This window comes from Paenibacillus sp. PvR133, assembly GCF_017833155.1.
Lineage (GTDB): Bacteria > Bacillota > Bacilli > Paenibacillales > Paenibacillaceae > Paenibacillus > Paenibacillus polymyxa_B.
The window spans coordinates 4,614,397-4,629,020 of the sequence record NZ_JAFIBS010000001.1 but is presented as its reverse complement, the minus strand read 5'-3'; the positions used below and the strand labels follow the sequence as shown (position 1 = coordinate 4,629,020).

The window sequence follows — 14,624 nt, the reverse complement described above, 5'->3', positions numbered from 1 at the left end:
CTGAATGAAGGGTGGATATGACATGAAGCATACACCTACGATTCGAGCAGAATTAGACGGATATTTAAAACAAGAAGGTTTGAGTCTAACGCAATTTGGGCAACTTGCAGGCATGAATAGGGGAATAGTAAGTGCTATTGTGACAGGGAATAAGTCAATGTCTGTTAACCAGCTCGACCTAATCACTGAGGCTATGGGTTTACCAGAAGGGTATTTTTACGATCTGTTTATAGAAAACTACATCATCGATCATCCTCCGAATATGAGGCGAATCGAGCCATTTTTGTTTCGCTGTGCGGAGTTGGACAAGTTGGATGCGATCCGTCGAGTGGTGGAAGCCATCATGGACAATCTACTGTATTCACCCAAGCTATTTGAAATTGCAGAAGAATTGTTGGCGGAGGGAAGACATGCGGCTGCATTGCTGCTCTATGAGGGGGTAGCTGAAGCGGAGAAATATCAACATTCTGAGCGTTTGGCAGTCTGTCAATATCGTATATTTACGATTCAAGTTGGAGACGATCAAAGCCGCAATCTCAGTGCAGCTACGATATTTAAAGCTTTTGTTGAGCGCCTAGATGAAATAGACCAACTTGATGCATTGAAAGATTTGGCGAACATGTACAGGTCATTGCGTAAATGGGACAAGGTTGAAGAAATGGCAAGGAAAATGAAAGCTAAAGCGGAAGTCCAATATACTTTAAAACATCAACAGAAGGATCTAAAACGTGATGAGTCTACTAAGAAGCTAAGTCGTCCCATGTTTGTGTATATTACCTATGCTGACTTGTTGTGTGCAGGTGTTTGTGAAGCCCAAGGCGATTATCAACAAGCTCTACAGTATACATACGCATACGCTAACTTAAATTGGGTGAAAGAGACAGACGAGGATACACAGGATTGGATCGGCTTGTTTCAACATTGGGCAGAAGTTAATACTTACGTATTTAAACTTTTGTCTGGGGATACAAGTGTGCTTAACGATTATGTTGAATATATAGCTGCAACATCTAATGAGGCCGACAAAGAAATGGTTACTAAGCTGTTGAACGTAATGTTTGCAGCTAACCGATATCAGTTAGATGTGAATTACATACTTAAACGTTTTGAAACGGTTATTGGCTCTATTGTGCAACACGGACAACCATCATCTGACATGTATACTAAGCAAGTTATACCAGAACAGTTTGCACGCTTTGGATATGAATTGGCTTATTATTATTTGTACCGAGGGATGCATAACGTTGGCTTTAAATATTTGATGTATTCAATGGTAAAGTCACATACAATAAATAATGAGACTTATTTTATAAATTGTATGGGCTTGTTTGTGCGTTTCAAAGCTCAGGCGGCTCCTGAAACAAAAACAGAGTTTTACAATCTCATAGAAAAGGTGTGGTTAGATAATGTTGAAAAAAGTGGCTTTTCTGATCATCGCGGCTAGCTTTTTGTTTATTGTTACTGTGCCTGTTCAGTCGCATAGTCATCAGGTTATTCAACTCCAGGATGTCGTTGGAGGTGCTTAAACGTAAGCAAAGCAAATCCCCGCTAACCTTAACTGGTCGGCGGGGATTGTTTTGTTGAAGGAATTAACATACCGTTCACAGAATAACTATCCTGATGTGATCAGCATGAACCATACATATAAAGTGTTAAAGTCGGATATAGAACTTTTTGCAGCTGCATTAAGCCAGGTAAGAATATATGTAGTAAAGCCGTTGAGTGAAGATACGGTAGAGGTTATGGACTATGGGTAAGTATGTAGTGCTTTATGCAGATGTAAATAAATGCCTTAGTTATCCCGATATAATATACGCAATAAGTTGTCAAAAAGGCGGGGATTCTAGTTGATGGTCTTAATGGGTTTTCTAGCTGTGCTTTTTATTTTGTTCTTCTCGCTCTGGTTATCGGCTAGGCGTGACAGAAGAGCACCGAAAGTAATTCGTCGAGCAATAGTTCTTGATAAACGTGTCAGGTTAGAAAATGATTCGCCTTCTGAAGATTATTTTTTTACTTGTGAGTATGAAAATGGGGAAAGAGAAGAGCTAGAAGTAGATGAAAGTGAATATGGGATTATAGTTGTTGGAGACACAGTTAATGTAATAAGACAACGCAAAATGTTAAGAGTAGAAAGAGTTGTTTCTTGATTAATAGACTTTACTGGGAAACTGATATATCTTGAATTTAGAGCAGACGTAACAAAGGACTCTCGCTGGTATGTAACCAGTATAGAGTCCTGTTTATTGTTTATTTAGTTGAATACTCACTTACTTCAAACGTAAGGATTTTATTGAATATTACATAGTCCTTACGATTACTATATGGACCTTTGTTGTTATTGTGCTTATCAATGGCAAAGAATGAAGCACCTCTACCAGCATCCTTTGCGTCATACCAAGCGATGAAGGCATTCAATTCTTTTTTACTCAGATCGAATTCTTTATCAAACCCATTGTCCATCGTTACAGCTAGAATAGCACGGTCTCCAGTTGGTTGTGAGGAACCATCTGTATCCGATGGATCAGGCTTTGTAGACGGATCAGGTGTTGTAGATGGATCAGGCTTTGTAGAAGGGTCAGGTGTTGTAGATGGATCAGGCTTTGTAGAAGGGTCAGGTGTTGTGGACGGATCAGGCTTTGTAGATCCGCCCGTAGCTTGATAAGGTAAAAATCCTTCAGGAACTGGATACTTAAACTCACTTGCTCCGAAATTAGCAGTATACGTAGCAGGTGGTGTTTGAGGGTTTCTTATATAAGGATATACAGTCTTTCCTAGTGAAGAAGGAGTATATTTCGAGACCCCTTGTGAGATACCGTTTTTATAAAAGGTTAGTGTGTCATTTTCTAAATCTAAAGCAATCGAGATAACATCATTTACTTTATAATCGTCCCCGTAATCATAAACCCCAGCATTAGTAGAAGAATTTGGAGGACCATAGTTCGACCCTGAGTATCCTTCATACCTAATTGGTTGTTTGGTATCTGGACTGAATAAGCCCACTTCACCAAAGCCACTTTCGAGCTTTATTTCCCAGTACCATTTTCCTGAGTTTTTACCTACATTAGCAATATCGGTTTGATTCCATTGAGGAATTGTTTTTGTTAGAGACCCATCTGACCAGGTCACATTGGCAATTTCTGCTTTTGTAACTGTAGGAAATAATGAGAACACGGAAACTCCAATAAATAATGCTAACAAGATACTCCCAAACTTTTTGAACATTTTATTATTCATGACTTCCTCCTAAAATTATGTAATAACAAACTGAATTATAAAACTCGATTATAGGAATGTCTAAACATTAATGTCTATATATTCAAATATAAGTTTAATAGTGGATTTAAATTTTTAGTGTAGTAATTACTCTCTCTAGTACTCCATAAATGCTAGGTCTTTTTTTGTTTTGCGACAATATGCGCGATACTTCAACACGTCTCACAATATAGTATTGAGAAGATTTGAAATACTATGGAATCAGTCAACAAGCAGCAGCTGATATTCGATATATAAGCCCTAGGCTTGTTTTCTTCTATAGAAGACTATGATCCTAAAGCCAATATCTGGACAACGAAGTCACCTATGTCCACCAAACGTATGGGGCTGACTGCTGCAGTGTTAAACAATGAAATATATGTTATTGGAGGCAATACTGCAACTGCTACATTAAGTGGGCCAGCCACAGCTGAAGTTGAAAAATACAATCCCAAGACAGACACTTGGTCTACTGTAACTAGCATGCCAACTGCAAGGGGGCTTTTGTCGGCAGTGAGCTTGAATAATGCAATATATGTTGCGGGCGGATCCAATAGATCCAATTACTATTCAGTCTTTGAGAAATATGCGCCTGGCGATGACGGGACCTCTCCGAGTCAACCGGGAGAACCAGGCACCTCTCAACCCGATAACCCGGTGGGAGATCGTGCAATCCTGGTAGTTACCCTGACAACCGGTTTAGAGAAAGAGTTTGACCTGAGCGTGAAAGAGGTTAACGACTTTATCTCATGGTATGAGGGCAAGCAGGCTGGTTCTGGATCGGCTTCATACGCCATTAACAAGCACGATAACAATAAAGGACCATTCAGCAGCCGCAAGGACTACATGCTGTTTGATCGTATCCTTACGTTTGAAGTAAGTGAATACACTAAATAAATCAAAAAGCTCAGCTGACCTTAATTGGTCGGCGGAGCTTTTTTTTGTTAAGAAGCCCTTCCTTTAACCAAAACCTCGCATAGCCTATGGAGTATAGTACCCTAAAGTAAAGGAGGCGTTACGTGTGGGGGAAATGAAAAGAGACTGCGAGGGAATCACCGGAAGAGTTTGGACATCGATAGCTGCTGTATTGGCATTGTTCATTTTGCTGGTAATCATCTTGAAATTAATTCATTTATAAAGATTCTTAAGCTCCACCGGCATTTTTTCGAATTGCTGCTTAGCCCTGTGCTTTTTATCCTTTTGGTCATAATGACTAAAGCGTGCTGAATTTAATTTCTTAAGCATAGCCACATCAGTTCCTAAGGAATCTATAAGGTTCGCCGTTCGGCCCTAGGCTAATCCATGAGGGTCGCCTCTTTTTGGAATGGTTGCGTGGTGCTTTCCATTAGCCTAAAAGGCGACTCTTTTTATCCTATTTTTGGATACTCAACAAGCCTGACTTTGCTTCAAGATCTTCTATAATTTCCATTGCAACAAAATATCCAAAAGACAATGTTAAAATATCCTCGTATCGTTTTCCTGATCCTCTTGCTCTACTTAATATGATGTTTTGACTTTCTTGTATTTTTTTTCTAAGGAATGATAGAGAAACCACAGGTGGATTGGAAGCGATCAAATCCATCATTAAAGTTGACAACTTTTTCTGAAACTCTTCAATCGGAAAGTCATTATTTTCTTTTGAATACAGATGCATCGTTTCAGGTGGATCTTTAAATGAAGTTTGATATTGAGTATTGAAAACACCTTCATTAGCTATTTTGTCCGCAATTAATTTACCAAAAACGATCCCTGATGCGAATGCTTGCCCAGGGATTCTTCCTATACCAAGATCACCATTAAATTGAGCTTCTCCAGTAGCAAAAACACGATTCAAGTTTATAGCCTCAGCATTAGCATTGATTTCGATTCCTCCTGAAGAATAGTGCATCGTTGGTGTAATTTTAATTCTTTTATTTTTAACTACCTTAGGACTAAATCCATATTTTTTGAATTTTTCATTTAAAACATTTTCATCAGCATGGCTCATATCCAAGTACATGTCTTTTTTTTGTTTGATACATTCAAGTTGGAATTTTAAAATCTCATCAATCATTTCGTGGTAATCATCTCGAGCAATTGCATCACAAATATACTTATCTTTTAATAATTGAACTCCATCCTCATCTATTATTTTCCCTTGACTCAAAGATACAACCCCGCCCAATAAAATTTGCCTTCCGTTATATATAGACCAAGGATGACACATTACTGTAGACATTCCCTTTAATCTTGCACCTATTTTTTTAGCTAAGATAAGCGTTTCACCAGTTGAACCCGGCGAATTATCATTGAAACAGAATTGTCCTGCATATCCTCCCGTAGCTAATACCAAATAATTTGTAAATATTCTGATAAATTGATCTGATTGTGTGTCATAAAATACTGCGATAATTCCTTGATCGTACTTTTCCAAATGAATCAAAATTTTATTACACATCGGTTGTTCAATATGTTGTAACAAACAATTGATTAATTTCTTTCCCCCATGTGATTTAATCAAACATTCAGGCATGATACCAAAGGATGTTTTCTCATAAGGAATTCCTAATTCTTTGAAGAAATTTATAATTATGTTGGAATTCCTATATAGCGCTTCAATTACTGATCGATCTGCTCCACATTTATCAATAGTAAGATTAATAATATTGTTAACTTCATTCTCTGATGGAACCCGAGTATTTGCGGCTGAAAGAAAGGAGTTGCTTTGTTTGGGTGCATTCTTTTTTGTTACAATCGTGTACTTAATATTATTTTTCGACAAATAATAAGCAGCAGTAAGCCCTGAGATCCCCGTACCGACAATCAAAATTGGAGTGTAGTGTTCAACGGATATTCCATTTTGTTTCATCATTCCAACTCCCTTTTAGGATGTGAATGTTATCTTCGGCTGAATCTCGTAGTCAGTTTTCTATTTGTTGTAACAAAACGCATCAAGATGATATTCATAAAATTCTTGCTCCATTGTTAATTGCCTGTAATTTATATCAAATTATATAACTATATTTCGTTTTATACTTTATATAGTTATTAAGAGCTAACAAAATCAAATACGAACAGTTTTGCAAAAGTAGAGGAAAAAAAGAACCATTATAGCAATCGCTAAGATGATTCTTATTACGATTTCCAATATCCTTGTTACCAACGAAGAATGGAATCCAAAAAAATATTTTCCTAATTGTACAAGTTTATTCCTTATATTGTCAACATTATCTGAGAATATATAATTGACTCAGCTTTCGCAGTATGAATATTCAAACAAATCCTTAATGTAATAACTGGCAGTACCTTAGAAAAGGCGACAGAGTTCATAGTATCCATCCTTATAGCCTTAACCTATCACTTCTATAGATATCATATCTTAGACCAATCAAACATCCCGTGGTATATTGTTGACATTCAAGAGAGAGCCGTTAGATTCTCTCCACTAGGTTCGAAAAACACAGGGGTGAATAATGATGAGTAAAAAGACCATGTTCGAGAAAATTTGGGATAACCATGTCATCTATCAGGAAGCGGGAAAGCCGAGTATTTTGTACATTGATCTTCACCTCGTACATGAGGTAACATCGCCGCAGGCGTTTGAGGGATTACGTCTTAGCGGACGTCAGGTACGTCGTCCAGAGCTTACGTTTGCAACGATGGATCATAACGTGCCGACTAAGGACCGTTACAATATTACGGACCCGATTTCCAAGCAGCAGATTGATACATTAACTCAAAATTGCCGTGATTTCGGTGTTACACTGTATGATCTGGATACGGTGGATCAAGGTGTCGTTCACGTTATGGGGCCTGAACTTGGTCTGACTCATCCGGGCAAAACGATTGTTTGTGGTGATAGCCATACCTCCACACACGGGGCGTTCGGAGCACTCGCTTTTGGTATCGGAACCAGTGAGGTAGAGCACGTAATGGCAACACAATGTCTCCAGCAAGCTAAAGCCAAAACGATGGAAGTTCGCTTTGTAGGCCGCCGCAAACCTGGTGTGACAGCAAAAGACATGATTTTGGGTGTCATTGCCAAATACGGTACAGATTTCGCCACAGGTTATGTTATTGAGTACACAGGTGAATCTATCCGCGAATTGAGCATGGAAGAGCGCATGACTGTGTGTAACATGTCCATTGAAGGCGGAGCCAGAGCAGGAATGATTGCACCGGACGAAACCACCTTCAATTACTTGCGTGGACGTCAACATGTAGCACAAGGAGCTGCTTTCGAGCAAGCGGTTGCTGAGTGGAAAGAGCTTGTCACAGATGAAGGCGCTGAGTTTGATGTCGTGCTGGAGTTTGACGTAGATGCTTTGATTCCGCAAGTAACCTGGGGCACCAGCCCGGGGATGGGTACAGATATTTCCTCAACCGTACCGATTCCGGCAGAACTGCCAACCGAAAACGAACGTAAAGCAGCTGAAAAAGCGCTTGAATATATGGATTTGAAGCCAGGTACTCCGATCACGGATATTGCGATTGATTATGTGTTTATCGGCTCCTGCACCAATGGGCGGATTGAAGATTTGCGTGCAGCCGCTGAGGTTGCCAAAGGTTACAAGGTTTCTGACAAAGTAACGGCCATCGTCGTACCAGGTTCGGGGCGTGTGAAAATTCAGGCTGAAGAAGAAGGGCTGGACGTCATTTTTACAGAAGCAGGATTTGAGTGGCGTGAAGCGGGATGCAGTATGTGTCTTGCGATGAATCCAGACGTACTGCAACCGGGACAGCGTTGTGCATCGACTTCTAATCGTAACTTTGAAGGTCGTCAGGGACGCGGAGGACGGACTCATCTGGTATCTCCAGCAATGGCAGCCGCTGCGGCGATTCATGGACATTTTGTTGATGTACGGGATTGGAAATTCAAGCAGGAAGAAGTAGTCCGCTAGGATACAGAGGAGGAATTACGATGGAAGCTTTCACAACATTAAAAGGAATTGTAGCACCTGTGGATCGGGTGAACGTGGATACAGATGCTATTATTCCTAAGCAGTTTTTGAAACGAATTGAACGTACGGGCTTTGGACAGTTTCTGTTCTACGAGTGGCGGTTTGATGAAGCGGGCAATATCAATCCTGAATTTGAACCGAACAAGCCTCGTTATGCAGGGGCGTCTGTGCTGATCTCTCGCGCTAACTTTGGCTGTGGCTCCTCACGTGAGCATGCGCCGTGGGCGATTATGGACTATGGGTTTCGTTGCGTAATTGCTCCGTCTTATGCGGATATCTTCTATAATAACTGTTTTAAAAACGGTATATTGCCGATCAAGCTGTCTGAAGAGCAAGTAGAGGAATTGTTTCAGCGCACGGCGCAGCATGATAACTACCAATTAAACATCGACCTGAATGATAAAACGATCACTGACGATTATGGTCTGAAAATTGAATTCGATTTGGATGAACATCGCCGCCAGTTCCTGCTGCAAGGCTTGGACGATATTGGCCTGACACTCCAGCATGAATCTGAAATTCTGGCTTATGAACAAAAACGTGCTGCGAAACAAGGCGCATAGGGTTAATTCCCAGTTCAGTTTCAATACGTAGTCATATAGCTAGCTCATTTGTTAGACAGAAAGCCCGTACTGGCATTACTTTTGCCTGCGGGCTTTTATCATGCTCAAAAAATAAATTGGAAAATAAGGGGTTGACGGTTCGACTCAGCATGGTATTGTAAATGTAAAATGATTGAAGGACTGTGTCTGTGAGAAATACCAAAAAATACATATATAAGTTAGGGGAATGAGAATGAAGAAATATGGTTGGGTGATACTAGCGGCTATCTTGATTTGGTTGTGGCCGTCCTCCCCTCATGCGAATGCGGCTGGAGCAGATTTGTTTTTAGATGGCAAAAGGGTGGAAGCGCCTGCAGATGCCAAGCCTGAAATGGTCAATGGAAAAATCATGGTACCGCTAAGGGTGGTTGGGGAGCAGCTTGGATATCAATTCAAGTGGGAACCACAATCCTATAAAATCTCAATTCAAAAAAATAGTACCGATATGTCCATGTATGTAGGCCGTACATCGGCTGATGTGAATGGAAAAACAGTTAGTCTGGATGCACCTCCTGTGCTTCGGGGAAGCTCGACCATGGTCCCATTGCGTTTTGTTGGGGAGCAAATGGGGCTAAAAGTAGATTGGAATAATAAAAGTAAATCTGTAAATCTCAGTCAAAAGGCTGTAACTCAACAAGTGAGTAAACAGTCTCAATCCCAACCATCGTCGCAAACGTCAACACAGAGTACAACAAGCACCAATAAAACGTCTTCAGCAACAGCGACGACAATAAATCCAGTTGAAGCAGACAAGCATACTGAAGCCGCATCTTCACCAGCCAAGCAGCAAAATACAGAACAGACCACAGCAAATGCGTTGCTTGTACAAAATATTACTTTTGAGGGTGAAACGTTAAAGATTTCTCTGAACAAAGATATTACCCCTAAAGTATCCAAAATGACGGGGAATGATCGTATTGTTGTAGATTTACCCGGGGCTTCACTGGCGACTGATTTTCTTCAGCCGTTCCCGATTCGCACCGATGGCACGCGGGCGTTGACGAATAGTGACAGTGAGGATGTGCAGGAAATTAGATTTGCTCCCACAGATGGACAAAATGGGGGCGTACGCATTGTCATTGCTTTAAATCAAGCACGTGATTACGACCTTTTAACCAATGGCCTAGGCGATATCACCCTTCAATTGCGTGAGCGTAGTGTGAATCCGGTAGTGGTAACACCAACGAATGTCGAAGGACGGCGAATCGTTGTCATTGATCCCGGACATGGTGGCAAGGACCCTGGGGCAGGTAGTGTGACTGGGCGACATGAGAAGGAATTTACATTGGCGGTAGCGTTAAAGGTCGAGCAGCTTCTACAAAATGATCCTGACATTCAAATCGTATTGACTCGCAATGGAGATACGTATCCCACGCTGGATGAACGACCACAACTGGCTAATAGTCAACAGGCAAGCGTGTTTGTATCCATTCATGGTAATAGTATGCTAGCTTCAGATAAAGGAAAAACCAATGGCTCTGAAACCTATTATGCACGCCAGGACAGTTTGGCACTGGCAAAGGCGATGCATAAATATCTTGTAGCGGCTACCGGATTTAAGGATAATGGCATCAGGGTGGCAAACCATGTGGTGACGAGAAAATCACAAATGCCCGCTGTATTGCTGGAATGTGGCTACCTTAGTAATTTATCAAATGAAGCAGCCATGTTCACAGAAGAAACACAGGAGAAGATCGCCGAAGGTATTGTCGATGGGTTGAAGGAGTATCTTGGAACAGGCATAGGAGCAACTGAATCACTTAACTAAGGATGTTTACAATAAAAGCTACTTTCCACCTTTTAATGAAAATTCATGGGTGTGAAAGTAGCTTTTTTAGTTTTTTTGGCTGTGACTTTTGACGGAAAGCGAATGATCTATATTTTTAGTCAAAATTCGACAAAAATAGTTCTTTGGCACGTATATTTCTGTTATGATGGAATATATTCGCAACTTTTGGTGTGAGATAACGTCTATAAGGTTGTCTGATATTACATAAGCGCGTATATCAGGTCGCCGCACCGGAGCATGTGGCAAAAAAATTATGAATGGAAGGGTGACGAATGAAGAAATTTGGTTTTTTGTTGTTATTATTTGTCTTCATGTGGGCGGTTCCGGGTTATGGACATGCGGCTTCGAGTGGAACACAAATCTATCTCGACGATCAACAGTTAAGTGTCCCTAGTGGTGCTAAGGCACAAGTAATTGGCGGAAGTACAATGGTCCCGCTACGCGTAATTTCTGAAAATTTGGGATATGACGTGACATGGAAGCAGCAGGCGCGAACCATAACGATTGAGAAAGACAGTACCTCGATCCGAATGATAATCGGAAGTAAGACGGCGACTGTCAATGGAAGCGACATTAGTCTGGATGCTTCGCCTCTGCTGCGTTCCAATTATGCCCTTGTACCGCTTCGTTTTATCGGCGAGCAAATGGGACTGGACGTAAAATGGGACAGCAGCTCCAAGTCCGTAAAATTATATACCCGCAGTAGCGGGTCTGGAAACGGGGAATTTACACCTCCCAAGTCCGGAAATAACAATACAGGTACTGGTAGTGTTACTGCACCAACGAATAATGCGAACTCAGGTGTTACACAGGTGCAGGGAGTTAGTTTCAGCCAAAACCGTTTAACCATCACAACAGCCAGTGCCGTCAAGCCGAAAGCGTTTACGATGGCAGGCCCTGATCGGGTAGTGGTGGATTTGCCAGCGACTGCGTTTGCTGACAATTTCGGAGAGCAGCAAAAGCTGGATAGCAACTTAAATGGTTCGCTGGACATTGAGAATGAAGCGGATGTGTCCGGTATCCGTTATGCTTTATTCCAAAAGGAACCTTCAACGGTGCGCGTTGTTATTGATTTGAAACATGCCATGAATTATACCGCATATAATGATGGTTCGAATCGTGTTATCGTCGATCTGGCTTCCAAAGATTCTGTGAATACCACGCCAGACGCAACGTTACCAGATGGCTCACAGCCGGATGACACGCAGACATCACCAACTAACAGCAATGGTAAAAAGGTCGTTGTTATTGATGCTGGCCATGGAGCAAAAGATTCTGGAGCAGTTGGTGTTTCAAGAAAAAATTATGAAAAGACCTTCAACTTAGCTATGGCTCTGAAAGTAGAAAGCATATTAAAGCAGAACCCCAAGCTTGAGGTTGTGCTGACACGCAGTGATGATACATTCTTGGAGCTTAAACAGCGCGTAAAAGTAGCTGAAAACCTTAATGCTAACGTGTTCGTGTCCATTCATGCTAACAGCAGCGGTAGCTCAGCTTCCAACGGTACAGAGACGTATTACCAGCGTAGTGCAAGCAAAGCGTTCGCTAACGTTATGCATAAGTACTTTGCTCCTGCGACGGGTCTGACAGACCGAGGCATTCGTTATGGCAATTTCCATGTAATTCGGGAAACGACTATGCCAGCCGTATTGCTTGAAGTAGGATATCTGAGTAATGCAAAAGAGGAAGCCACACTGTTTGATGAAGATTTTCAAAACCGGGTAGCTCAAGGGATTGCAGATGGAATCACAGAGTATCTCGACGTAAAATAGATCTTCAACAAATCGCTTGTCAACGTCAAGCAAGGAGGGGGACATATGAACAAGAAAATCGTAATTGCAGGTCTGCTGGCACTGTTTGCCATTGCAGGTGCAGGGTGTGCCTCTAAGCAAACAACGGCTCCTGCGACTCCATCTCAGGAAACACAAACTTCGAATGCACAAAATAGTACACCTGAACAGACGACCCCTGAACCTTCGGCTCAATCTGCTGAAAATAATGGGGCGAGTCAAACACCTGCATCTCCGTCAACAGAGCCTACAAAAACCAAGACGGACACGGAAAATTCAGGAGATCGACAAACACAGCAGATTACGGTGTACTATACGGATACACAAGAGAACGGCTTGAAAGAACAGAAAAAGGAAATTACCTATCCAAGCGAGCTGGAAAAATTGCAAAAAGCGTTTGAAGCTCTGCAAAAGAGTGGGGATTCTGCTCTTATCCCGTTGTGGTCCGAGAAAATTTCCGTGCATAAGATCAAATTAGATAACGGTGCATTGACTTTTGATATTTCTCTGCCGGACGAGGCTCGATTGGGAGCTGGCGGCGAGGAATTAGCTATCGATGCCTTGAAGAAAACGATGTTCCAATTCAAGGAAGTCAAAACGCTGGATTTGCTCGTAGATGGTCAATCTTTAGAGTCCTTAATGGGACATGTAGATTTGGATCATCCCATGAGCCGCTAACCGATCAGACGGTATGAAAATTTCTTGGAGATTTACACACTTTTCACGTGCAATCTGTGACAGATAATGATAATATAGGAGTGTATTTCTCGCCTATGCAGGCAGTCATGCACAAATAGTATTCGTTTCTTTCCGGATGATTATTTAGAGTGACCGTCTTGATGCGGGCTATCCCGTATCAAGACGTTTTTTTTGGTAGGAGGTAGGATTTCCGTGAATGCAGCAACCGCACGTCATATATTGGACACCATCGGTACGATGTTTCCGGATGCCCATTGTGAGTTGAACCATGACAATGCTTTTGAATTAACGATCGCCGTGTTATTGTCTGCTCAATGCTCCGATCAGATGGTCAATAAAGTAACGGCAGACCTGTTTCAAAAATACAAGTCACCTGAGGATTATTTGGCTGTTCCTCTTGAGGAACTGGAGCAGGATATTCGCAGAATCGGCTTGTACCGAAACAAGGCCAAGCATATTCATAACCTCTGTCGTATTTTAATAGACCAGTACGGGGGAGAGATACCTTCGGAGCACGATCAACTGGTTAAGCTACCGGGTGTTGGCCGTAAGACGGCTAACGTCGTAGTATCTACTGCTTTCAATGTACCAGCTATTGCGGTAGATACGCATGTAGAGCGTATTTCCAAACGGCTCGGTTTTGCAGGGTGGGATGATTCAGTGCTTGAGGTGGAAAAAAAGCTGATGAAGAGGGTACCTAGGGATGAATGGTCTTTGACCCACCACAGGCTTATTTTTTTCGGACGCTACCATTGTAAAGCTCAAAATCCTCAATGTCAGGTATGTCCGTTACTTGATGTGTGCAGGGAAGGCAAGAAACGTATGAAAACGTCTCTTATCAGAAAAGATAAGGAACGTAGAGCTTAAAGACCCACAGAGTAACAGAGGGTTTAACCATTTATGTGTAGAAAAGGATGAAGAGTATGAAGTGCATTTCGGTATATACAGACAATTTTGAAGCGTTCTCTGATATTTTTGAGCAAATTGTAACAACAGAATTTGCTGAAAACGAAGAGCGCGAGCTTGAGGGAATCACAGTTAGTCATTCCGGTGATGTACCTGAACATTATCTGGAGCGTATGTCACAAAAGCCAGAAGTGGTCGTAATGAAGGACAAATCCCGTGGGATTACGATTTTACAGCATGGTCAAGTATTTGAAATTTTGCTGCCAGTGCTTGAGACTGCAGCCAATTAAGTTCAATTCGCGGACGACATGCGTTGCATGTTCCGGTGTAGGCGGCTCGGCTGGTTTAACCAGCCCGAAGGCGCATATATGAACCTTGCAGACCATCCTGATATGGATAGAGCCTCGTTCCAATGAAGTGTGCATACATTTTGACCCTGAATTATGGTGTCGCGTTCCCCATGTTCTAAAAGGTGAATGTACGTGATGAGCAGGCTCACCCGTTGTATACATATCTTGCTTCGTCGGTGCTCTTTGAGGGCTTTGATGAATTGCATTCGGTTGCCTAAATATTTATTTTTAATGATCCGTTTGGACAGTATAAAATGAACTTATTATTATCATGTACGAAAACAGCGTTCCCTAAA

13 protein-coding genes and 1 pseudogene are annotated in these 14,624 nt (G+C 41.7%); 12 read left to right on the top strand and 2 right to left on the bottom strand.

All coding sequences use genetic code 11. The features are described 5' to 3' along the window. Window positions 1-22 precede the first annotated feature (22 nt). From JOE49_RS20195 to JOE49_RS20185, 3 genes are all read left to right on the top strand, one after another. A complete protein-coding gene (locus JOE49_RS20195; protein WP_209942647.1) occupies window positions 23-1,444 on the top strand; it encodes a helix-turn-helix domain-containing protein in 1,422 nt (473 codons plus the stop codon). 136 nt (window positions 1,445-1,580) lie between these two features. Beyond that, a complete protein-coding gene (locus JOE49_RS20190; protein ID WP_209943733.1) occupies window positions 1,581-1,757 on the top strand; it encodes a hypothetical protein in 177 nt (58 codons plus the stop codon). Window positions 1,758-1,850: 93 nt separating this feature from the next. Further along, window positions 1,851-2,147, top strand: a complete 297-nt coding sequence (locus tag JOE49_RS20185; protein ID WP_209943676.1) for a DUF2500 family protein — start codon at window positions 1,851-1,853, stop codon at window positions 2,145-2,147. Between the two features lie 100 nt (window positions 2,148-2,247). On the opposite strand, the gene JOE49_RS20180 is transcribed toward JOE49_RS20185, so the two are convergent. Continuing rightward, window positions 2,248-3,234, bottom strand: a complete 987-nt coding sequence (locus JOE49_RS20180; protein WP_209942645.1) for an SPRY domain-containing protein — start codon at window positions 3,232-3,234, stop codon at window positions 2,248-2,250. 282 nt (window positions 3,235-3,516) lie between these two features. Here JOE49_RS20180 and JOE49_RS26985 point away from each other — a divergent pair. Then, window positions 3,517-4,149: pseudogene (locus tag JOE49_RS26985) on the top strand (Kelch repeat-containing protein); the annotation flags it as partial. A 133-nt stretch (window positions 4,150-4,282) separates the two neighbouring features. Next, window positions 4,283-4,390, top strand: a complete 108-nt coding sequence (locus tag JOE49_RS20170; RefSeq protein WP_209943674.1) for a YjcZ family sporulation protein — start codon at window positions 4,283-4,285, stop codon at window positions 4,388-4,390. A 234-nt stretch (window positions 4,391-4,624) separates the two neighbouring features. Here the strand turns inward: JOE49_RS20170 and JOE49_RS20165 are convergent, their stop codons facing one another. Further along, window positions 4,625-6,103 (bottom strand): FAD-binding protein, encoded by a 1,479-nt coding sequence (locus tag JOE49_RS20165; protein WP_245248446.1) that lies wholly within the window; start codon window positions 6,101-6,103, stop codon window positions 4,625-4,627. A 604-nt stretch (window positions 6,104-6,707) separates the two neighbouring features. Here JOE49_RS20165 and leuC point away from each other — a divergent pair. The 7 genes from leuC (at window position 6,708) to JOE49_RS20130 (ending at window position 14,268) form a co-directional block, all read left to right on the top strand. Next, on the top strand, window positions 6,708-8,132 hold the full coding sequence (leuC, locus tag JOE49_RS20160) for a 3-isopropylmalate dehydratase large subunit (protein ID WP_013310634.1): 1,425 nt from the start codon (window positions 6,708-6,710) through the stop codon (window positions 8,130-8,132). A 20-nt stretch (window positions 8,133-8,152) separates the two neighbouring features. Further along, on the top strand, window positions 8,153-8,755 hold the full coding sequence (gene leuD / locus JOE49_RS20155) for a 3-isopropylmalate dehydratase small subunit (RefSeq protein ID WP_013310633.1): 603 nt from the start codon (window positions 8,153-8,155) through the stop codon (window positions 8,753-8,755). A gap of 232 nt (window positions 8,756-8,987) precedes the next feature. Then, window positions 8,988-10,562, top strand: a complete 1,575-nt coding sequence (locus tag JOE49_RS20150; protein ID WP_209942641.1) for an N-acetylmuramoyl-L-alanine amidase — start codon at window positions 8,988-8,990, stop codon at window positions 10,560-10,562. Between the two features lie 293 nt (window positions 10,563-10,855). Further along, window positions 10,856-12,355, top strand: coding sequence for an N-acetylmuramoyl-L-alanine amidase family protein (locus JOE49_RS20145; protein ID WP_209942639.1), 1,500 nt, complete (start codon window positions 10,856-10,858; stop codon window positions 12,353-12,355). 45 nt (window positions 12,356-12,400) lie between these two features. Then, complete coding sequence (locus JOE49_RS20140; RefSeq protein WP_023989082.1) at window positions 12,401-13,051, top strand: GerMN domain-containing protein; 651 nt, start codon at window positions 12,401-12,403, stop codon at window positions 13,049-13,051. A 213-nt stretch (window positions 13,052-13,264) separates the two neighbouring features. Then, window positions 13,265-13,939, top strand: coding sequence for an endonuclease III (gene nth, locus JOE49_RS20135; protein ID WP_023989081.1), 675 nt, complete (start codon window positions 13,265-13,267; stop codon window positions 13,937-13,939). A 56-nt stretch (window positions 13,940-13,995) separates the two neighbouring features. Then, a complete protein-coding gene (locus JOE49_RS20130) occupies window positions 13,996-14,268 on the top strand; it encodes a hypothetical protein (RefSeq protein WP_013310628.1) in 273 nt (90 codons plus the stop codon). The last annotated feature ends 356 nt before the right edge of the window (window positions 14,269-14,624 follow it).

What these genes read in the sequence shown, in the direction of transcription:
- JOE49_RS20195 (WP_209942647.1), top strand. Translation starts at nt 23, where the DNA reads ATGAAGCATACACCTACGATTCGAGCAGAATTAGACGGATATTTAAAA.
- JOE49_RS20185 (WP_209943676.1), top strand. Translation starts at nt 1,851, where the DNA reads ATGGTCTTAATGGGTTTTCTAGCTGTGCTTTTTATTTTGTTCTTCTCG.
- JOE49_RS20180 (WP_209942645.1), bottom strand. Translation starts at nt 3,234, where the DNA reads ATGAATAATAAAATGTTCAAAAAGTTTGGGAGTATCTTGTTAGCATTA.
- JOE49_RS20170 (WP_209943674.1), top strand. Translation starts at nt 4,283, where the DNA reads ATGAAAAGAGACTGCGAGGGAATCACCGGAAGAGTTTGGACATCGATA.
- JOE49_RS20165 (WP_245248446.1), bottom strand. Translation starts at nt 6,103, where the DNA reads ATGATGAAACAAAATGGAATATCCGTTGAACACTACACTCCAATTTTG.
- leuC (WP_013310634.1), top strand. Translation starts at nt 6,708, where the DNA reads ATGAGTAAAAAGACCATGTTCGAGAAAATTTGGGATAACCATGTCATC.
- leuD (WP_013310633.1), top strand. Translation starts at nt 8,153, where the DNA reads ATGGAAGCTTTCACAACATTAAAAGGAATTGTAGCACCTGTGGATCGG.
- JOE49_RS20150 (WP_209942641.1), top strand. Translation starts at nt 8,988, where the DNA reads ATGAAGAAATATGGTTGGGTGATACTAGCGGCTATCTTGATTTGGTTG.
- JOE49_RS20145 (WP_209942639.1), top strand. Translation starts at nt 10,856, where the DNA reads ATGAAGAAATTTGGTTTTTTGTTGTTATTATTTGTCTTCATGTGGGCG.
- JOE49_RS20140 (WP_023989082.1), top strand. Translation starts at nt 12,401, where the DNA reads ATGAACAAGAAAATCGTAATTGCAGGTCTGCTGGCACTGTTTGCCATT.
- JOE49_RS20130 (WP_013310628.1), top strand. Translation starts at nt 13,996, where the DNA reads ATGAAGTGCATTTCGGTATATACAGACAATTTTGAAGCGTTCTCTGAT.